The organism is Acaryochloris sp. 'Moss Beach', from assembly GCF_021497025.1.
GTDB classification, from domain to species: Bacteria; Cyanobacteriota; Cyanobacteriia; order Thermosynechococcales; family Thermosynechococcaceae; genus Acaryochloris; species Acaryochloris marina_A.
The window spans coordinates 5,266,574-5,287,403 of record NZ_CP071717.1; the positions used below are offsets into that span (position 1 = coordinate 5,266,574).

A 20,830-nucleotide genomic window follows, 5' to 3' on the forward strand; every position below is an offset into this window, starting at 1 on the left:
CCCCCCCCCAGATGGTTCGGTCTCAAGACGTTCCTCAACCAGACCAATCCCCGGCAGCGACCGATGAAATCACACCGACCCCTGAAGCGGCCCCTACTCCTGGAGCCTCTGAAGCCGTTCCCACTCCTGATCCCACAACTCCTAATAGTGGCCAGACTATTTCACCCACAACAGTAGAAGAGAGTTCTGATTCTATTGGTGGTGCTGATAGCCCAGCTCCTGCAGCTCCTACAGGTGATGTTGCACCGGCTAGCCCTGCTGGAATTAGCGATCCAGCCCCGGCTACCCCAACAGCCCCAGCAGATGAAGTTGCGCCACAACCCGTCCGTGGATTGTGGTAGTTCCAATCTACTGAATTGGATCTAAGTCAATGTTCCAATGCAACTGGCCCGGTAGATGAACCTTGAGGATTGATCTACCGGGCCAGTTGCTGGACAAATGAGCGATACAACGATGGCCAGTTTGAGCGAGAAATTCTGAACCGAAGGACGTCAGGGTTGAAGGCTATCCCCATTGGAACATCTCACCTAGGTAAGGTGAAAAATGTTTGGCAGCGCCTTAAACCCTCAACATATATTGAGCAATTCGCTCAGTTGATTAAAAATCTGAAAGCAATGATTTTGTCTGTGGAAAGGCAATTCCTCGTTAGTCACAACCACATCCATCTGCTTAGCATTGGCAGAGCCAAGGGCATTTTCCACCGCAACTTCAATGGTGACGAGTTTGGCCTGGGCAACTTGTCCAGGATGTTCTCGGGCAATCAGACAGTCCTTTTGGAAAAATAAGACTTCTAAGCCGTTCCCATCTAAAAATGCTTGTAATCTAGAGTAAACGTTATCTAAAGGCTGTGAAACGGTTGTTGAGCAAGTATATCTAGCCATAAAAAATTTATAAAGATGTTATTCGTCTAAAGGAGAGTCGCCCTCAATTTTCCCTATCTGGGAATGAATTGCATGGGGAAGGAGGCTCCTATGGGCTCAACTTCTCATGTATTAGTGAAGTTCCGGTTAATCCCGTTTCTGTCTTGAAGCGTTGCCAGATAGAAATTGGATGGCGATGGATAGGAAAACGACTCGGGTTAGATAGACGAATTCTATTAGGTTTCCTGGCGTTAATCTCTGGGTAACAGAAGTGATACCTGTTTAGCAAAGCTAGGGGAAAGACGTAGAAATTTCCGAACCCTTTCTGAACGCACTGAGATTAGGGCCAAACAGCCGACAATATGGTCATTAGAGGCCTTCTCAACATGTACTGACGTGGACCGATAACAGGTTGTTTTAAAAAAAGATTAGGGCTAGCCCTACCCTATTCGAACTGTGACGGTCAGCAAGTTTGTCATAATAGTATTGAGATACTGGATAGTTTGGCATGGCAACGGAACCGTCAAAAGCAACATTGACCTATAGCCAAGAGCAAATTCAGCAAATCCTCAACCTTGCGATCGCACAGCAAGACTATGAGGGTGAATTTTCCCATGCGCAGCTTTTGGAAATCGCCGAAGAGCTGGCGATTCCCCAAATCACCTTGGAACAAGCAGCCCAAAGTATCAAAACCCAAGAAGGGGAATTAGTGAAGCGCCAAAGCTTTAATCTATACCGTCGCGCTAACTTACGGAAAAAAGCAGGACGATATGCGATCGCAAATGCAAGTCTTATCCTGATCAATACCCTGATGGGATTTTCCTCCCCATGGTCCTTGTATATTGCCTTGATCTGGGGATTGCGCTTAGGACTGAATACCTGGAATGTATATCACACCGGAGATGAAGCCTACGAACAGGCTTTTCGGCGCTGGGAACGCAAGCATCAGTTTCAAAAAAAAGTCGATACCTGGCTGGGACGATTGTTGAGTGTCTAGCTGAGTAAAGCGTCTCTCATACCATTTATTGATCTGCAAGCACATAGTCCCCTCAGCATCGATACTAAGGGGACTATAAACAGGTCTCTCGGCCCTAGACGTTGACGTATTCTCATTCTCGAAAGGTTGAACATTGGGAAAAAACAGCATAGTCCTTCCCCAATGTTCAGTGAACCTACTTGGCAGCTAACTCAGTCAACCGAGTTAACACTTGGTTGGAGCGCTCAGTGAACGCCTGCATTCCCTCCGCATCAAACCCTTTCTGAGCCATCAGGGCCAAATCATAAACATGGTGACAAATCTGATTTGCCAATTCTCCTGATGGGGATTGGCCATCCGCTTGGACCACCCCTCCTTGGCTCAGGGTTAACAGGTTTTGAATGAGTGGATGAGACGTGTTCACCAGCAACGTATATTCAGTGGGAAATTGCATCGTCTGTTGCTGCATCATCGCCATCATCTCCTGCATCCGGCGAGCAGATTCTGGTAACAGCACCATGGCTGGAGGAGCCCCTTGGGGAGTATCCGACTTCAGTGCTTCCGTACGAATCGTCAAATTGGGTTGGCCCAGAGACTGCTCAAACAACACCTTAATGATTTCACTGCGCGTTTGGTTTGTGGTGGGATCGACAATTTCCGCTGCTTGATCTTTATCGATTAAGGTTTCATCTAAATCTGCATCCACCCGAGCAAACTTAACGTCCGTATATTCTCGTTCCAAAAACGGAACAAAATGGGTATCGATAAAAGTATCCAGGAACAGAACTTCCAAACCTTGATTGTTCAGCAAGGAGACATAAGTGGCCTGGTTGACCTCATCAGTGCTGTAGTATACCTGGTTCTCATGACGCTCCTTATTGCGCTCCAGATACTCTTTCAAGGTGGTATGGGGTGGTTCTGCTGAAGTCGTAGGGGCATCTGGGGCATCTGCTGGAGAATCTGCCCAAGCATCATCTGTTGTATCCTCAGCCTTTTCAGCAGCTGGTTCAGCAGGAGTCTCGACGGTTGCTGCGGCCAGTTCAGCCGTCGTCCGATAAATCAGAATATCTTCGATCTGTGTCTTAAACTTATCGTTGTTGATAGCGCCAAACTTGACGAAAGTTCCCACATCTTGCCAACAGCGAATATAGGCATCTCGATCGTCGCGATACAGAGCTTTCAGGCGATCACCAACTTTCTTAGCAATGTAATCAGCAATTCGTTTTACCGTGCGATCGTTTTGCAAAAAGCTGCGGGAGACATTGAGGGGAATGTCGCTACTGTCAATTACGCCTTGCAGCGGCATCAAGAACTGAGGAATCACCTCTTCACAGTTATCGCTGACAAACACCTGATTGCAGAACAGCTTAATTTGCCCCTTGGTAACATCAATGTCAGGCTTCAGCTTTGGGAAATAGAGAATGCCATTAACGATAAAAGGATAGTCTGTATTGAGATGCACCCACAGTAAAGGGTCTTCCTGGAAGGGATATAGATACCGATAAAACTCCAGATAATCTTCGTCAGTGAGACTGCTAGGAGACTCTTTCCAAGGAGCCTTCTGCTTATTGATTTGCTCATCCCCTAATTTGATGGGGACAGGCAGGAAATCACAGTAGGTCTTGACCAAAGACTTGATTCGAGCTTCTTCGGCATATTCACCCTCCTCTTCCATCAACGTGAGGGTAATTTTGGTACCTCGCTGATTCCATTCAGAGGCCTCTAGCTGATAGTCGGTATTGCCGTCACAGGACCAATGAACCGCTTCAGCCCCTTCTTTGTAGGACAGGGTATCAATTTCAACTTTTTGCGCCACCATAAAAGAAGAATAAAAGCCCAAGCCGAAATGTCCAATAATGGCCTGATCGCCACTATCCTTGTATTTCTCGACAAATTCTTCAGCGCTGGAGAAGGCAACCTGAGTAATATATTGCTTGACCTCATCGGCCGTCATGCCGATGCCATTGTCAGTAATGGTGAGCTGCTTGTTGTCTTGATCAATGGTGATAACAACCTCAGGTTCCCCCACTTCACCGGAATATTCCCCGGCCATCGACACCATCTTCATCTTCTGCATGGCGTCTACTGCATTGGAAATCAGTTCCCGCAAGAAAATCTCATGGTCTGAATAGAGCCATTTTTTGATAATCGGGAAGATATTCTCGGTATGTATCGAAATTGTGCCTTGTTCCAGCATAGTCATTGGTATCCGTTCAGGCGATCAATAGTAATTCCATCATTTCCCTTAAAATATCGCATTTTCAATAGCCATTTAGATACGGTAAGAGCAGGTGAGATCACCGATGGTATGGGATTCGGATATCCCTACCTATCTAACCCTTGAAAGAGATGGATCCAGAACCAGTGATTAAAATAATTAATGTCTACGAGGAAAGTATTTTACAACCTTAGAAGGGTTAGCTATTTCTATCGGAATCAATAGTTAGAGGGATCCTATAGGCTATGGGAGAACTGATCATTAATATATCCTTGAGTGATAAAGAGGGATCTGAAATTTTGCGGAAATAGTACTTGATTAAGGTGTAAACCCTGTACTATTAGGAATAAAATTGAGAATCTTTTGCCATTTGGTTAAATTTCTGTTGAATTCAGCCCGACTTTGCGAATGAAAGAATGACAACTTTGCCGAATAAAACCCTAAAGTCCAATATTTTGGTCGTTGATGATTCGGCAGAAAATCTGCGTATCCTCTCCAGCATGCTGACGGAAGAAGGATTCGCAGTTCGCTGTGCTCGCAGTGGTCTTATGGCTTTGACAACGTTACAAAATACTCGTGCCGATTTAATATTGCTAGATATTAAAATGCCTCAAATGTCAGGTTATGAGGTATGTGAACATCTAAAGGCGGATCCCGTTACCCGTGAAATCCCAGTAATTTTTATCAGCGCTCTAGATGAAGCGATGGATAAAGTTAGAGCGTTTCAATTGGGTGGTGTTGACTACATTACTAAGCCTTTTGAATTGCCTGAAGTACTGGCACGGATTGAAAATCAAATTACCATTAGTCGTTTAAGAACACAGCTGCAAAACCAACAGCGAAAACTGCTCAGACAGAATCAAGAATTAATGCGGTCAAACCGAGAATTAGAGCAGTTTGCCCATGTAATGTCTCATGATTTGAAGCAACCTTTACAAAGTTTTCTCTTCGCCATCGGACTCGTTGAACAATGCTGCCAATCGAATACTAACCCCAAGGTGTTTGAATATTTAAAACGCTTGCGAGATACCAGCGGGACGATGCAGAAGCTCATTGATGCTTTGCTGGATTATGCTCGAGTCGGCAATGAAGAGCTGGCTGTTGAGGAAATTGCCTGTGAATCTATTTTGGCCATGGTGCTCGATAACCTTCAGGTAGAAATTACTGAGAAATCTGCTGTTATTCACCATGACTCTTTGCCGACCATCATGGCAGATAGGAACCAAATAATGCAGCTCTTCTATCACCTCATCACTAATGCCTTGAAATTTCAGCCCCCTAATAACAAACCGGACATTAAAATTTCAGTGAGTTTGTTGCCACAAGATGTGGCTGAGAAAACAGGCAGTACTGGGTATCTGTCTTTTGGGAATTATGATCAGCAGGATAACCATAAAGCGCAAAGTTACCTGTTTAGTATTCATGACAACGGTATTGGTTTAGATAGTGACCAAGTTGAGTTGATTTTTGAGGTCTTCCAAAGACTTAACTCAGATGACTATTCAGGGACGGGCATGGGATTGGCAACCTGCAAGAAAATTCTAGAACGTCATAATGGCAGAATCTGGGTGGAGTCTGAAATGGGTAAAGGCACAAATGTGTACTTTACATTGCCCCAAAATCCTGCCTGATAGATTGGATGTAAAGGGCTAAGTTTTAATTTTTTAAAAATAATAGAAGGCAAGTCTTAAGAGACTAGATATCTTTTGGCTTATGACAAAGAATTGGAGTACTAAATCTGTAGAATTAGTTTTCTTCTTTATGTCTTAGAACCTATCTATATCTTGTAAAGTATCTGCCAGTTTGGCTTGATCTTAATAGCATCTATTTGCTTTTATACCTATAGCTAACTATTTCAAATTTTCCCCATTGGCAGTTTGAGCTCACATTATTTTCATCGCTAATATTTTTTTGAAGGTTATTTTATGCTTATCTCCACAAGAAAATATCCGGTTGCAACCGAGGAGTCTGATGTCGATTTAGTTATATTTGGGGGGCAATGGTGATGGGATATCTAATTCCTCGAAAATAGGGGGGCACATTTGATTTTTCCCCTCGATAATATTGAGCTGACAGCGGAAGACTGGCCTGAAGGTAGAGCAGAAAGGCAAATCAACCCCCACAGAAGAGATTCGAAATGTCCCTCCGGGGATATTATTAGCTAGCAGCCCTGTTGTGCCTGCACTTTCTCTAGAGCAGATGGATAGTGCTGGTTTTCCAGTTCGAGTGGCTTCTGTACTCACTGCAAACCAAGAAGTTACACCTAGCAATAACCCTGATGCCAGGGGAACCTCTATTCTCCAATTAAATGCAGGTGGAGATGCCTTAAGTTATCAATTAACGGTCTTTGGTTTAGATTTCGGCAGGTTTATTGGGGATGGAACCCCCTTTACTGCAGATATTAGTGATGATGTGACCAAGGTTCATATCCATAATGCGATTAGGGGTGAGAATGGCCCCTTAGCCTTTGCGCCCATCGATTTAAGTGATCCAGCCATTGATAATCAGGATGCCGATGATTTGCAGTTCCAGCGGAATGTAGATGGATCTGTTACTTTGACCGGACGATGGGAGTTAACGGATCCAGCCTTAATTTCCCTGAGCGAGTTTGTTGATGACTTTCGCAATGTAGAAAGGGGGGGCAACATCCCCTTATACTGGAATGTCCATACTGAAGGCTCTCCATCGGGTGCCATTCGAGGCCAACTTCTAGAACGTGGATTCCAGCCTCCAGTGCGTCTTTCATCAGAGTTAACGGCTGGTCAAGAAGTAACTCCCAGCAATAATCCTGAAGCGTCTGGGCAGTCAGTTCTGGAATTGAATCGTGCGGGCGATGCCTTGAGCTATACGCTCACTGTCTTTGGTTTAGATTTTGGACAGTTTATTGGCGATGGTACTGCCTTTACGGCTGATACGAGTGACGATGTCACCAAAGTCCATATCCATAATGCGATTAGGGGTGAAAATGGTCCTCTTGCCTTTGCTCTCATTGATTTAGAAGATTTAACGGTTAACGATCAAGATAGTGACGATCTAAGGATTTCCCGTAATGAAGATGGTTCAGTGACCTTACAAGGCATGTGGGAAACCTCTGATCCATCCCTGATTCCATTGAGTGATTTTGTGAATACAATCCGGGGCACAGCCGCTAGTGAGGATATTCCTTTGTATTGGAATATTCATACTGTTGGCTCTGCGCCTGGGGCCATTCGTGGACAATGGCAACCAGATGGTCTGATGGGAGAGGACTTGCCCAATATGCTTGTGGCTGACAACTCTCAGACTTCCCTGCAAGGAAGTGGGAGCTACGATCGCTTTGTCCTGGGGGAGGACGTAGTTGAAGATAATCTTCAGCAACAGTTTGTTTTTAAGGATTTTGATGGTTTGGATGAACTGGATTTAGGATCAGCAACCTTGCTGTCAACTACTGTGATTAGCCATGACCAGATGACTGCCAGCTTGAGTAGTGGGGATACTCTGACTGTGCAAGGTGACATTACCGCAGCTCAAAACCAGATGTTGACGTTATAGGCATGGGGTGAACTGAAGTAACCAATAGATGATGCCGTTATTGACAGATGGAGTTATGTTCCTTCTTCATCAATAACGGCATTCCGGTCTAGTAACAGCAGATTACGGAGCTGATCTGTATCGAGGTCGGTTAACCAGTTCTCTCCTGCACCGACGACCTGGTCTGCCAGTGCTTTTTTGCTTTCAAGTTGTTCATGAATCCGCTCTTCTAAGGTGCCAGTGCAGACAAATTTGTGCACCTGGACGTTGCGAGTTTGGCCAATCCGAAAAACCCGGTCTGTTGCCTGATTCTCTACGGCGGGGTTCCACCAGCGATCGAAATGAAAAACATGATTAGCACGGGTGAGGTTGAGGCCCACGCCACCTGCCTTTAAGGACAGAATAAAGATACGAGGTCCTTGGGGATCATGTTGGAATCGATCAATCATCGATTCTCGCTGTTTCTTGCTGCTGCCTCCATAGAGAAGTAATGTTTCTCGCTGTAACTTAGTTTGTAAATACTGTTGGAGCAGTTTGCCTAACGCTGCAAACTGAGTAAATATCAACGCCCGGTCCCCTTCATCTAGTAATTCTTCTAGCATTTCTTGCAGCCGCTTCAATTTGCCTGAACGCTGTAAATCAAGATCTAAAGTCTCTTCATGCAAAAACTGAGCAGGATGATTACAAATCTGCTTGAGTTTGACCAATGTCGCTAAGATAATCCCTCGACGCTGGATTCCCTTGGCAGCATCTACCGCATCCAACGACTCCTGAACCGTGGTTTGGTAAAGCTTTGCTTGTTCAGGAGTCAAGCTGCAAAAGACAGTCATTTCCTGTTTTTCAGGTAAGTCTTGGATGATGTCTCGGTCTGTTTTGGTTCGACGTAGGATAAAGGGTTGGACGAGGGATCGCAACGTCGTCAACGATGCCGTATCACCGTATCGCTCAATGGGGGTAGCAAATCGTCGTTGGAAAAAGGGCTTAGGTCCGAGATAGCCCGGATTCAGAAAATCAAGAATAGACCAGAGCTCCGTTAATCGATTTTCTAAGGGGGTACCCGTCAGGGCAATTCGCACTTTAGCTTGCAGATTACGGACTGCCTGGGATTGTCTGGCCTCAGAGTTTTTGATATTTTGAGCCTCATCTAAGACAATTCCCTGCCAGGTGAGGGCTGATAAGGTTTTTTCATCCCGAAAGACTAGCGGATAACTAGTAATGACTAAATCTAAGGGTTTGATTTTTTTGAGGAAGGTTTTGCCTTGGGGGCGCCCCGAACCGTGGTGCACTACTACCTTTAACTTGGGGCCAAACCGATGCACTTCTCGCTCCCAATTCCCCAACACAGAGGTGGGACAAACGAGTAACATCGGACCTGTTAGTCGACCTTCATTTTTTAGGTGTAAGAGATAGGCAATAAACTGTACGGTTTTCCCCAGGCCCATATCATCTGCTAAACAAGCGCCAAGTCCCCATTGCTCTAGAAAAGTCAGCCAGCCCACCCCTCTGGCTTGATAGGGGCGTAAACTTCCCTCAAAACCAGGGGGTTCAGAAATGGCTGTTAAGGTTTGGTTGCCACTGAGGGTCGTCAGTAATGCTTCTAAGGACCCCGATGCCTCAAAACTGACCACCGGGAGTTTATCGATGGTTAAGGCATCCCCGGTACTGATGCGGAGGGCATCTTCCAAGGACAAGCCAGTTTTGTTTTGGCGAGAGGCGAAGAAATTTTGAGCTGCTTTGATATCCTGAGGTCTAAATTCAACCCATTCGCCATTAATTTCTACTAAGGGAGATTCCTGGGCAACCAACTGATCAAATTCGACTTTAGACAAAGTTTGCCCCCCAATGGCAAGCTCCCACTGAAAGTTCAATAAACTGTCTAAACCAATAGAACTGTCATTGCGAGATTGTGCAGCGGCTTTAATTTGCAATCCCAGCCGGTTTGCCATGGCATTTTGGTCTGACAAACTGGGAGGCAACATGACTCCAAACCCACTATCTTCCAGCCGCCATGCTGCTGCTTTGATAAAGTCATAGGCTTGGGTCGGAGATAAGCCTAATTTTGTCGGTCGTGCCCCTTGTAAGCTTTCTTCTAGCAAGGGGTAAACCCGGGAGGCCAATCCCAGTCCTTGCAACAACGTTTCTTGGGGACGCTCAATCTTTCGGCCTAAATAATCCATTTGTTCTGAAGTCGTATTCCAAACCACCTCTGCGGTGACTAGAAATGTTGGATCATCCGTCGCTTGTAAAAAGTACTCTACTTTCCAGTGTGTATGACCTGTTGGGGGTTGTAAATAGAAACAGGCGCGATACTGCTGTTCTTGAAGACTTTGTTCAATGGGGCGTAACCATTGATTTAGGGTCTCAACCCAGGTACCACAGTTTTCTTTTGTCTCTTTGAGAACGGAGCTAGATGAACTCAAGGCCGGTAGCCATTGCCCAAACGTTGAGTCAACCCCTGCCTTTTGCATTGAGGTGATGAACTCATCATCAATTCCTTGGCGGACCTGATGGTCAATAATATGGGTTAAAAAATCCGTCAGCAGATATCCCGCTTTGGTCGGCAATGCCACTGCTGGTGCTTGAGTAACAGTGGCTTGATAAAACAGACAAGCTTGAGGCATCCCTTTAACGAACTGTTGAAACCGCTGTCGATCCGTCGCACTATCCAGTAAGGGTTGCCAGTAGAAGTGGCAGGATTGGTCTGTTTGGGCCTGAATCGAGGGAATAAATTTCGAACGGGTGAGTAAATCTAGCCCCCAACGGACTGAATGGCACCAAAAAAGGAGCTCTTCCCCTAGAAAAGCCTCCTCATCCGTGCTGGTGTGTAGGGGAAGTCCGGCTAAGAAATCTAATGCTTGCTCAGGAGGGAGTTCTAAACCTTGTACTTCGAAAGGGTGCAGTTCATAGGACTCATCTTCATCTAATACAGTAGATGAGTGAAACGGGATCAGTCTTTCTTCCTCGGTATAGGCGGGCAAAGTAACCGTTTGAGCATTCCAAGAGGCCGTGCTGGGAGACGCTGTAGGGGAACGAGTTTTTGCAGATCGGGCTTTTTTACGCTTTGGGGGTGAATGGACGACCGATTGTAGGGAGGGACTGAGGAACAGCTGTCGAGACTCATATAACGTTAGCAGGAGCTGACTCAATTCCTTTGGGTCCATTCCCAAAGGATGGGGCAACGTCTCTTCAGAAATTGGGCTTTGTTTTGCGGTTGCACTGCGCCAAGTTTCAGCCCAAATAAATAATGTTCCATTTAAAGGTTGCTGATCACTGGGTTTAGACGGAGCGTTTGACTGATGCCCATCTTTAAGGTCTGAGGTTGGCCGCCAACTACCATGCAAGATCGCCATAATTTAGTTGTAATTACTCCCTGGGAGACGTATGGTCCATTCACTGGTAAAAACAGGACAGATATCACCTTTAAACTCGTTAATGTGATGACAATATTGGCACAACCTTTGCCTCATGATGATGTTGTGAAGAGATGGCTGTGATTTGTCTTTTGAGCCATCATCAATCTGAAAATATTGTTATGAGCATAAACGGTCTACCCAAACTCAAGAGTCATGAGTCTAGGCGGTGATCTTCTATACCCATGCTACAGGGTGAACTTGTCATATGGATATCCCTTTTAAAGGTCAGATGAGAATCAATAAGCAACATGTCTGAATGCTGTTCTGTAAAGCAAGCGGTTCTCTATCAATGTTAGGATTGCCACAGAAAAAAAAAGGACAAAACAATAAGTAAGGACAAGTCACTTAATGTCAGAAGTTATTAAGTCAATATCTGTTGACGGGCGGGAAATAAAACTCACCATCGGCCGTTTCGCTCCGCAGGCCGGTGGGTGTGTATTGATTGAATCTGGTGAAACTTCAGTGCTAGTCACTGCGACACGATCGTCGGGACGTGAAGGGATTGATTTCCTTCCTTTGCTCGTGGATTACGAGGAGAGGCTGTATGCTGCCGGTCGTGTGCCGGGGGGCTTTCTACGCCGAGAAGGTCGGCCACCTGAGAAAGCAACTTTAACCTGTCGTCTGATCGACCGACCGATGCGACCCCTCTTCCCGAATTGGTTGCGGGATGATCTGCAAATTGTGGCAACCACCATTTCGATGGATGAGCAGGTTCCACCTGACGTCTTGGCCGTTACGGGTGCCTCCGTCGCTACCCTTTTGGCCAAGATACCTTTTAAAGGGCCAATGGCTGCAGTTCGAGTCGGCTTAGTGGGAGATGACTTTATTATTAACCCCACCTATGAAGAGATCTCGGAAGGAGAACTTGACCTAGTTGTGGCTGGTTCGCCTGATGGGGTGATCATGGTTGAAGCTGGGGCGAATGAAGTTGCCGAGCAAGACATGGTCGAGGCCATTGATTTTGGCTATGAGGTGGTTTGTGATCTCATCAAGGCTCAAAAAGAATTGATGGCTGAATTGGGGATTGAGCAGGTTGAAGAGGCTGCTCCAGAAACGGATCCAACCCTAGAGAATTTTGTGCAAGAGCGGGTGACTACCCCTATTAAAGAAGTTCTAGCCCGATTTGAGAAGGACAAAAATGTTCGGGATACTGCTTTAGATGAGATTAAGGATTCTGTGAAGGCGGCCATTGATGAGCTTCCAGAAACCGACCCTGTGCAAGTGGCAGCGATAGCAAGTCCCAAGGCCATCGGTAAGGTATTTAAGAGTATTACCAAAACCTTGATGCGCAGCCAAGTGGTTGAAGATAAGGTCCGGGTGGATGGCCGCAAGCTAGATGAAGTGCGTCCTATTTCTTGTAATGTAGGGGTTTTACCCCAACGGGTGCACGGTAGTGGTTTATTTAACCGAGGCTTAACTCAGGTTTTATCTATTGCGACCTTGGGGACACCGGGTGATGCCCAAGAGATGGATGATCTCCATCCCGATAGCCAAAAACGCTATCTTCACCACTATAATTTCCCTCCCTATTCTGTGGGTGAAACTCGTCCAATGCGTTCACCCGGGCGACGAGAAGTGGGGCATGGTGCCCTGGCTGAAAGAGCCATACTACCAATGCTGCCTAGTAAAGAAGAGTTTCCCTATGTGCTTCGGGTCGTATCCGAAGTCTTATCGTCGAACGGATCCACATCAATGGGGTCGGTTTGTGGGTCTACTTTGTCTTTGATGGATGCAGGTGTGCCCCTGGCTAAGCCGGTGAGTGGAGCTGCCATGGGTTTGATCAAAGAAGGCGATGAAATCCGGGTTCTCACAGATATTCAAGGCATTGAAGATTTCTTGGGTGACATGGACTTTAAGGTGGCGGGTACTGCCGATGGCATTACCGCTCTACAAATGGACATGAAGATCACGGGATTACCCATGAAGGTGATCTCTGAGGCGATTCATCAAGCGAAACCCGCTCGGCTTCATATTTTGGATAAGATGCTGGCGACGATTGATAGTCCTCGCGAAAATATGTCCCCTTATGCACCTCGCCTATTGACGATCAAGATCGATCCTGAGCAGATTGGCATGATTATTGGTCCGGGTGGTAAGACCATTAAAGGGATTACCGAGGAAACGGGAGCCAAGATCGACATCGAGGATGATGGTCGCGTGACGATTTCTGCCATAGATGAGAAGGCTGCTTCTCGTGCTCGTCAGATTATCGCGGGCATGACTCGCAAGTTGGCAGCTGGCGATGTCTTCTTGGGTAAAGTGACTCGGATCATCCCGATTGGAGCTTTTGTGGAAATTGCCCCTAGTAAGGAAGGCATGATTCATATCTCCCAGTTGGCGGACTATCGAGTCGGCAAGGTGGAAGATGAAGTCACCGTTGGCGATGAAGTGGTAGTTAAAATCCGTGAGCTAGACAATCGAGGTCGGATTAATCTGACTCGATTGGGGATTCATCCGGAGGAAGCGGCGGCGGCTCGTGCAGGCGGTACTGAGTCTTAGATAGCTTAGCTCCTTGAGCATTGGCTTTGAGAGATGCTGTGGCGTTGCGCTGCAGCATCTCTAGTTTTATGCGGCGGAGGGCGGAGGCTCTGAATCTGCGATCGCGTTCTGATACCGACAGGGTTGCTAGCTCTGTTAGCGTCGGGGCAACATTTTCAGGATAGGGCTGGAAGTCTGGAATATCGGTTTCTTGGGCAAATCTTTGGTTCCAGGGACAAACGTCTTGGCAAATATCGCAACCTGCGACCCAGCCTTGCAAATTCTCTGCAATCTGCTTGGGTAATGTAGCCTCTCGATTTTCAATCGTATGATAGGCGATGCAGCGATTCGCATCAACGACAAAAGGTTCACGAATTGCGTCCGTGGGGCAGGCTGTCATACAGCGGGTACAGGAACCACAATGTTGAGTGTGGGGACGATCGGGTTCCAAGTCTAAATTAGTCAGAATTTCTCCTAAAAAAAGCCAAGATCCATAATCCCGCGAGATGAGGTTGCTGTGTTTGCCAATCCAGCCAAGGCCAGCTCGCTCGGCCCAGACTTTGTCTTGGACAGGACCCGTATCGACATAGTAGCGGACTTGAGCCTGCGGGTCTTGTTCCTGCATCCACAGGGATAAAGCTTTTATCCGGCGACCCACCACGCGGTGGTAGTCTCGGCCCCAGCCATAGCGCGAGATCTTGGCATACTCTGGTTCTGAGGGGCGTTGCTGTGGTGTGTAATAGTTGATGCCCACACAGATGATGGAGCGAACATCGGGCATGACTTGGTAGATGTCTTGTCGACGTGGATCATTCATCCAAGCCATATCGGCATGATATCCCTGGTTGAGCCATGCTTGTAAAGGGTGGGCTGAGATTTGCTCCTTATTCTGCCATTGAGAAATGCTGACAATGCCAAATTTGTGACAGCCAAGTTCGCTGGCTTTTTCCTTAAGGGTTTGACTGTTGAATTCCTGAACCATTGGTAGTCATGTCGTAAATATTTAAATCAATCGTTAGTCAAGAGGATATTAAGTATCTTTCACCTAAATGGGGCTAAGAAGTTGAAAATATATTGTTAGACACAATAGTCTTTAAGTAATAGTCCATGGATAGGGGCATTTGATTTTGAGATAGAAGATTTACAATAATCTCCTCTCCTCTTTTTTTTGAGAAATTTACCTTTTATTGAGCTAATTCTGCAGCCAGGCAAAAAATATCGTTATATTGCAACAGTAGCCTTCTATCTTCAATTGATTAATATTGAGTATAAAGGTGACTAAGATATTTTCTCATCTTGATATCTTCAAAATAGGGAGCTTGGACTTATGCAAGTAATCCCGTCTTTTGGTCATGCCAAAGCTAGCAGCCTCAATTTGGTGTCAATTGATTTAATACTTCGATGAAGAGTGATGATCCCTAGATATTACTCATCGGTACTGTTCGAGAGCTGCTAAAGATTGCGACCACATGTGGCCATTTAACTCTTAACTTGATGATGGCAAATCCTAAACATGTTGCAGAGTTAAAGAAAGGGGTTCAATCCTGGAACCAATGGAGACAAAGATTTCCTGATGTGATTCCAAATTTGACGACCTCTAACTGGGTTGAAGCTGACCTGAGCAATGCAAATCTTCAATTGGCTAATATGAGTGGGGCTAATCTGCTAGGAGCGATTCTGACTGGGGCAGCGTTACGATGTGCCAATTTGGCTAATACTGATTTGTTAGGGGGGCTACTAAATGGAGCTGATATGAGCCGAGCCCACTTGTGTTGGACTAGGTTATTTGGCGCTAATCTAGACAGTGCGACTTTGGCGGGGGCTGATTTATATGGGGTTGATCTGGGGAGAGCAATTCTCTCTGAATCTAATTTAATGGGAGCAAGCTTGATGGAAACAGATTTATGCGAGGCCAATCTCCATAGAGCACAGCTACTAGGAACGAATTTATATAATGCTAATTTGAATCGTGCTGTCCTCCGGAAGGTTGAAGGTCTAACCGTCTCGCAAATCAAAACTGCTCACAACTGGGATGGAGCCTTTTTTAGTGAAGAGTTCAAAATGAAATTAGGTTGGATGTAAAAAGTTGTCTTTTGAACGTCATACAACCGTCTTTGTCAAAGGAATGTCACTCGTTCCAGAGGGTCACTTGTTCCGGATGTTGGTGAGCAGAAAAGTCTTCCGAGAACTCTAGTTCATTGTAGGGTTGCCCCAACTCATAGAGTGAATGTTTCGTTTTGATATAGACGTGGCCTGCACCTGCAAAATACCCCTGAATCGTTGAGGTCATGATCTTAGCCCCCACAGAATGCTGGGGATGACCATAAAGCCGACCTTTGAGAATAGGTCTTCCTGATTTCTCTAAGCCTATCCATGACTCAATGATAGGAATTCTTTGAGAGGCTTCTTGAGGTGTTTGCCTAGATTGAGAGATATTCCTTTGATAAAAAACTTTGATATCTTCAACCGTGACCATGGAGATATTGAACTCTTAAAAGGACACCAATGTTGAGGGAGATGAAACCTCTAAATTTTCTACCTCTATATATAAATTAAGTGAAATTTAGAGATATCAAATCAGTAATATCCCTGAAAGCTAATATTTAAGCAGGATCTACTCGTGTGGAATGCAGTGTATTTAAGGGTGATAGACCACACCTCATCAGTGACTGATTTATCGGCTAATTTATTGTGGTGAAAATAAGAAAATTACTGACATTTAACGATAATAAAAATCTGTTAGAGCAAGCAATGACTATACGTCACAAAGTAAATCTCGAATTGCTTCATTGAGTGGATCGGCTATCAGAGGTTGCCAATCATCTGCCGTTGCTTGGCCGTTAACCTCTACATCCTTGAATTGGTTTAAGTTGCAATCGTACGCAGTTACGTAATCTATACGCTGTGGCGTTTTGCCTTCATTGATGTAGTAGCTGATGACGGTGACTTCGGAACCTGTTCGTTGGAGCGAATCGCGATCATAATATTGGCGAATTTGGCCTTGATCTGTTTCTGCAGCGAGTTTCCAGGTTGTGGCTGTGGCGGGTTGTGCTGCTAGTAGTAGCCATGCGATCGCAAGTCCGATCACCAACACCCCCATTCTAATTTTTCTCATCGCCCCACCTTTGAATTCTAGTCTGCTGCTACTTTACGTTAGCAGCAGACTGAGATGGCCTGCGATGACAAACCATAAGCACAATGTCAAAGTGATATCACTTTGCTATCTTAGTGGTATGAATTCAAAGGAAGTGAATGTATGAACTCCACGCAAGAATCATCCGCTTGGAAAATTAATGGGTTTGGGGTGTTGCCAATCCTCTTATTGTTCTTGGCAATCAGTAGTTGGTATCTATTCCCTTTTGTTCTGTTAGAGAAAACATTAGCGGGGCCTCAGCTCTGGCTAGGCTCTGGATTGCTCACTATGGCTGGGCTAGTCGCGGCTGGCTTTTTCCTTGTAGACCCTAATCAAGCTCGGGTATTAATCTTGCTAGGAAAGTACATTGGCAGTATCCGAGAACCTGGTTTTTACTGGACCATTCCTTTTATCGTCAGTAAACGTCCAGTCTCCCTTCGCGTTCGCAACTTTAATAGTGAGAAACTGAAGGTCAATGATGCTCAGGGTAGTCCGATTGAAATTGCAGCGGTAGTCGTTTGGCGGGTGGTTAATTCTGCTAAGGCCACACTTGATGTCGAAAGCTGTCGTGATTTTGTCGCAATTCAGAGTGAGACGGCCCTGCGAAGTCTAGCCAGTCGTTATGCCTACGATATTTTCGATAACACCCACGAGTCTTTACGGGGCAACCCCGATCAAATTTCTGACTTACTCAAACAAGAAGTTCAACGCCGTTTGGAGGTTGCGGGGGTTGATATTATCGAAGCCCGAATTACGCACTTGGCCTATGCTCCAGAAATCGCTCAAGCGATGCTGCGTCGCCAACAAGCGATTGCAGTCATTGCTGCCAAAGAACGGATCGTCGAAGGTGCCTTGGGCATGGTGGAAATGGCACTGCATCGACTGAGTGAGCAACAGGTGGTAGACCTGGATGAAGAACGGAAGGCTGCTATGGTAAACAACTTACTAGTTGCCCTAGTCTCTGAAAGTTCAACTCAGCCCATCATCAATGCTGGAACCCTATATACGTGAGCAAAAAGAAGCGCTTCTTATTACGACTCGATCAGACTCTCTACGACACCCTGGAACGCTGGGCGGCGGATGAGTTGCGCAGCGTCAATGCTCAAATGGAATTTCTGCTTAAAGAGTCCGCTCGTAAAGCCGGGCGGAAGAAGGAGTTTCCCTCAGATCAGGATTCAGCTTCCGATTCATCCTGATATTTTTACAGGCACCTTTTTATAAGGTGTTTCAAGGAATTTGGGTGGTCACTTGTCCGGGATAAGTAATCTGGATAATACCGCCCCAGGTACAAAAGCATTTAGACGTGCTATTCAACGCTGGAAAATTATTGATCAATACGGTTGGTGAACCTGGTGCCCAAGGGGCAGGAATAACTGGAATACAGGGCATGGGGGTAAGGACTCCCAACGCTGCAGCCGTTGCCGAGGCTACGGTGGGATTCGCGAGAGAAGAACAAACGCCAAAGGGTGGAATATTGGCGATGGGAGCATAGTCCATGATGGTGGCAGCTGCGGGACCTCCCGTCAGATCGGGGGGACCTTTAGGAATCACGATCAAGGAACTCGGTGCTGCACCAAATGAACATTGTAATGAAGCTCCCATGACGACCTGTTGAGCCATTGCCTACTCCTCCTTGTCACTATCAATTGATCTTTACGATTGAGCCTTTAATGCTATTTACCCCAGAGGCCTGAACAGTCACTAAGGCACCATCAATTTTAGTTTGGGCTGTCCCTTTCATAGCGGCCTGAACCCCTTGAATCGTGACGCCAGAATTGCTCAATTCAATGGATGAGCTACCCACCTTTAGCGTAATCTTGGTCGTTGCTGTTAGGGTAATTTCGCCAGCGTTCAGGCTAATTTTACGAGAACTACCGCTGGTTCCAGATTTTACATTGATATCTCCTGTCGAAATCATATCGATCTTGGCGGAGCCATTATCGTCTAGTAAGACTTTATGTCCTCCCTTGGATTTTATTTCTAACTTTTTACCTTGATCATCTAACCGGGCATAATGTCCTTCTTTTGTTTTTAATTCGGTGAACTTTTCACTGTCATTGAGATACAGATGGTGGCCATACACCGTATCTAAGTAAACTCCTTTTTTATTCGCATCTTTATCCTCTTCGACAAATTGGAGGGTATGGCCGGTGCGAGTTTTCACGGTTCGTAGATTGACCTTGCCGTCAACAATGGAACTATCCACCTTCTCTGGGGGACTATCTTTGCCATTCCACACCCCACCCACAATGTAGGGACGGTGAATATCACCATGCTCAAACCCTACCAGCACCTCATCATCCACTTCGGGTAAACAGTCAAAACCGCGATCCTTGCCTGCGCCGCTGGCAACCATTCTGGCCCAGTTACTTTCATGTTCCTCTGTCAGGGTGGGAAATTTCACTCGGACTCGCCCCCACCCTTTAGGGTCTTTGTTATTGGTGACTTTACCGACCAATAGGGTTTGCCCTGCCTGCAGCCGTTGAGCAGGGGCCAGCGTTGATAATAAATCTCCTCCCCGCAATCCCCGCACACTGAACTCAGTGGAATAAACCCGATCTTGGAATAAATGGCGCGTTTCCGTGATGTAGTATTTACCGCTGTATTTCCCCATATCTTTGAGTTGGACGACTTGCCCCGTTCTCAAGTCGGGATTGCCTTCAGCCCTGGCATCCGCCACTACAAATTCACCTCCCAACTCATCAATTAAAGCCTGGGCAATGGTATCGGCTTCTTTGGCACTAAAGACTGGTTGATCCACCACAATCATTTTGGGAGTCGTGGGTTTGCCATTAAAGACGGTGCTTTGCTTCTGGCCGGAGCCATGATCTGTTGAGGTTAGCAATTTCTCGACATTTTTAGTGGAAACGATGGCTTCCTTCCGTTCATAATCCCAACCCCGCACTTCAACACTTTTCACTTGCTCTGCACTGGTCACCCGCACCCGAAAGCTATGTAGATCTTTGAGCCAGGTGAGGGAAATATTGGAGTTGGCCTTGGGCTTCCGAAAATTCATCTTGCCGTCTTGAACATAGAGTTCAAACCCATTTCGAGCCGCTCTCTCCCGCAAAAATTCCATATTGGTTTGGTTCTCTTGAAAAATATAGTCATGGGGAGAACCGCTGTTATCAATGGTGCCAACGGGAATTCCGACTTCTCCAATCACTTTTTTGACAACATCGGTGTCGGTCATATTTTGGAAGGAGCGATTGTAGCGACCTCGATGGAGTCGATGGGAAATATCGTAACCGCGAATCACAATGGGGGCTTGGGAACTGGAGGTAAAATTCGTCTCCATGCCTGTGATTTCTCCATCCAGCACATAGCCTTGATTCTGATCATCAAAGTCTTGAGCTGCGGTGGTACTGCCGCTAAAGCCAATTTTGATGGTTTTACCGATCTGAAAGAGATCGTCATATTGCCAAGGGGCATCAACGGAGCGTCCAGAAAAGTAGTCATTCTTGATTACCAGGACAAACATCCCAGGTAAGTGCAAGCTTTCTTCCACAGAAATCTGGAGGATATCTTCCATCAGCTCATTAGATGCTGTTTTACCATCAATCTCTAGAAGTGGCTCGGCAATATAGGTGGTTGCAGGCATAGGTGTAAACAGTTGGAGAATTTAATTTCAGTACTTTAGCGACCAAAGGTTGTCCGGTTGGAGCGACTATCCTGGGAGCGATTGGGGGAGGCAGACTGACTCCCTCCTGCACCTAGGCTGGACTCATCTATTTCCTTCAAGGACATATCAACCCGAGCTTGGACCGGTGTTCCATCAGGCAAGAATAAGGTGAGTTTGTAGGTAATTTGTTCGACAAAACACCGCAGATATTGTTGGTCTCCCCAGGTGAAGATATAGATAGGCGGTCGTTTGTTGGCAGCGTCGCCACTGTCATCAAAATCCAAGGCTTTAATCAGTTTGCTGACATAAGCATCGATCACGCTTGTACCTTGTTCGTAGGTATCAAACAATATATTGCTTAAGGACAAAGAGCAGGCTTCCGGGTAGGCAAAGGTGACTTTGGGTAATCCCTTAGCGGTTCGTGCCCCTTGGCTTTCATTCAGGCGCATTGACTGCTGAAAGACCAATTCTGTGGGGTTGAACATAAATTCAATATCTTTACTCTTGTCCGTGGGTTGGTGGACTAAAGTTGCCTTGGCTAACTTGCCAGAGGCAACGGCACTGTTATTGCTGCGAGAGCCACTATAGGTCATGGATATGGTTCAACCTCTTCATTTAAT

17 protein-coding genes are annotated in these 20,830 nt (G+C 46.0%); 8 read left to right on the forward strand and 9 right to left on the reverse strand.

Annotation, left to right across the window (positions count from 1 at the left end; translation table 11 throughout):
• Positions 1 to 11 precede the first annotated feature (11 nt).
• The gene (locus tag HRE53_RS24830; RefSeq protein ID WP_235108362.1) at positions 12 to 341 is read left to right on the forward strand and encodes a hypothetical protein; all 330 of its coding nucleotides are present in this window, start codon (positions 12 to 14) and stop codon (positions 339 to 341) included.
• 225 nt (positions 342 to 566) lie between these two features.
• Here the strand turns inward: HRE53_RS24830 and HRE53_RS24835 are convergent, their stop codons facing one another.
• Complete coding sequence (locus tag HRE53_RS24835; RefSeq protein WP_235108363.1) at positions 567 to 881, reverse strand: hypothetical protein; 315 nt, start codon at positions 879 to 881, stop codon at positions 567 to 569.
• Between the two features lie 487 nt (positions 882 to 1,368).
• Here HRE53_RS24835 and HRE53_RS24840 point away from each other — a divergent pair, with 487 nt between their 5' ends.
• A complete protein-coding gene (locus tag HRE53_RS24840; RefSeq protein WP_235108364.1) occupies positions 1,369 to 1,857 on the forward strand; it encodes a 2TM domain-containing protein in 489 nt (162 codons plus the stop codon).
• Positions 1,858 to 2,032: 175 nt separating this feature from the next.
• Here HRE53_RS24840 and htpG read toward each other — a convergent pair whose 3' ends face one another.
• Complete coding sequence (htpG, locus tag HRE53_RS24845) at positions 2,033 to 4,039, reverse strand: molecular chaperone HtpG (RefSeq protein WP_212665729.1); 2,007 nt, start codon at positions 4,037 to 4,039, stop codon at positions 2,033 to 2,035.
• Between the two features lie 431 nt (positions 4,040 to 4,470).
• Between htpG and HRE53_RS24850 the strand changes: the two genes are divergently transcribed.
• Both HRE53_RS24850 and HRE53_RS24855 read left to right on the forward strand, forming a co-directional pair.
• Positions 4,471 to 5,685 (forward strand): response regulator, encoded by a 1,215-nt coding sequence (locus HRE53_RS24850; protein WP_212665730.1) that lies wholly within the window; start codon positions 4,471 to 4,473, stop codon positions 5,683 to 5,685.
• A 544-nt stretch (positions 5,686 to 6,229) separates the two neighbouring features.
• Positions 6,230 to 7,585, forward strand: a complete 1,356-nt coding sequence (locus HRE53_RS24855) for a CHRD domain-containing protein (protein WP_235108365.1) — start codon at positions 6,230 to 6,232, stop codon at positions 7,583 to 7,585.
• Between the two features lie 53 nt (positions 7,586 to 7,638).
• Here the strand turns inward: HRE53_RS24855 and HRE53_RS24860 are convergent, their stop codons facing one another.
• Entirely contained in the window at positions 7,639 to 10,914 is a 3,276-nt protein-coding gene (locus HRE53_RS24860; RefSeq protein ID WP_235108366.1) for a DEAD/DEAH box helicase, read from the reverse strand.
• Positions 10,915 to 11,325: 411 nt separating this feature from the next.
• Here HRE53_RS24860 and HRE53_RS24865 point away from each other — a divergent pair, with 411 nt between their 5' ends.
• Complete coding sequence (locus HRE53_RS24865; protein ID WP_212665732.1) at positions 11,326 to 13,476, forward strand: polyribonucleotide nucleotidyltransferase; 2,151 nt, start codon at positions 11,326 to 11,328, stop codon at positions 13,474 to 13,476.
• On the opposite strand, the gene queG is transcribed toward HRE53_RS24865, so the two are convergent.
• Positions 13,406 to 14,437, reverse strand: a complete 1,032-nt coding sequence (gene queG / locus HRE53_RS24870) for a tRNA epoxyqueuosine(34) reductase QueG (protein WP_235108367.1) — start codon at positions 14,435 to 14,437, stop codon at positions 13,406 to 13,408. The two genes, HRE53_RS24865 and queG, sit on opposite strands and share 71 nt — an antisense overlap.
• A 512-nt stretch (positions 14,438 to 14,949) precedes the next feature.
• On the opposite strand from queG, the gene HRE53_RS24875 reads away from it, so the two are divergent.
• Positions 14,950 to 15,537, forward strand: a complete 588-nt coding sequence (locus HRE53_RS24875) for a pentapeptide repeat-containing protein (RefSeq protein ID WP_235108368.1) — start codon at positions 14,950 to 14,952, stop codon at positions 15,535 to 15,537.
• Between the two features lie 46 nt (positions 15,538 to 15,583).
• Here the strand turns inward: HRE53_RS24875 and HRE53_RS24880 are convergent, their stop codons facing one another.
• Together HRE53_RS24880 and HRE53_RS24885 are read right to left on the reverse strand one after the other, a co-directional pair.
• Positions 15,584 to 15,931: a hypothetical protein gene (locus HRE53_RS24880; RefSeq protein ID WP_212665735.1), complete on the reverse strand. Its 348-nt coding sequence runs from the start codon at positions 15,929 to 15,931 to the stop codon at positions 15,584 to 15,586.
• Positions 15,932 to 16,210: 279 nt separating this feature from the next.
• Positions 16,211 to 16,570 (reverse strand): hypothetical protein, encoded by a 360-nt coding sequence (locus HRE53_RS24885; RefSeq protein ID WP_235108369.1) that lies wholly within the window; start codon positions 16,568 to 16,570, stop codon positions 16,211 to 16,213.
• Positions 16,571 to 16,711: 141 nt separating this feature from the next.
• Between HRE53_RS24885 and HRE53_RS24890 the strand changes: the two genes are divergently transcribed.
• The gene (locus tag HRE53_RS24890; RefSeq protein ID WP_235108370.1) at positions 16,712 to 17,599 is read left to right on the forward strand and encodes an SPFH domain-containing protein; all 888 of its coding nucleotides are present in this window, start codon (positions 16,712 to 16,714) and stop codon (positions 17,597 to 17,599) included.
• A complete protein-coding gene (locus HRE53_RS24895; protein ID WP_212665738.1) occupies positions 17,596 to 17,784 on the forward strand; it encodes a hypothetical protein in 189 nt (62 codons plus the stop codon). The genes HRE53_RS24890 and HRE53_RS24895 overlap by 4 nt, the downstream gene beginning before the upstream one ends.
• A 31-nt stretch (positions 17,785 to 17,815) precedes the next feature.
• On the opposite strand, the gene HRE53_RS24900 is transcribed toward HRE53_RS24895, so the two are convergent.
• The 3 genes from HRE53_RS24900 to HRE53_RS24910 are packed head-to-tail and all read right to left on the reverse strand — an operon-like array spanning position 17,816 to position 20,803.
• The gene (locus HRE53_RS24900; protein WP_212665739.1) at positions 17,816 to 18,208 is read right to left on the reverse strand and encodes a DUF4280 domain-containing protein; all 393 of its coding nucleotides are present in this window, start codon (positions 18,206 to 18,208) and stop codon (positions 17,816 to 17,818) included.
• A gap of 22 nt (positions 18,209 to 18,230) precedes the next feature.
• Positions 18,231 to 20,189, reverse strand: coding sequence for a VgrG-related protein (locus HRE53_RS24905; protein WP_235108371.1), 1,959 nt, complete (start codon positions 20,187 to 20,189; stop codon positions 18,231 to 18,233).
• Between the two features lie 35 nt (positions 20,190 to 20,224).
• Positions 20,225 to 20,803 carry a hypothetical protein gene (locus tag HRE53_RS24910; protein WP_212665741.1) on the reverse strand — a complete coding sequence of 193 codons (579 nt, stop codon included), beginning with the start codon at positions 20,801 to 20,803 and terminating at the stop codon, positions 20,225 to 20,227.
• Positions 20,804 to 20,830 lie beyond the last annotated feature (27 nt).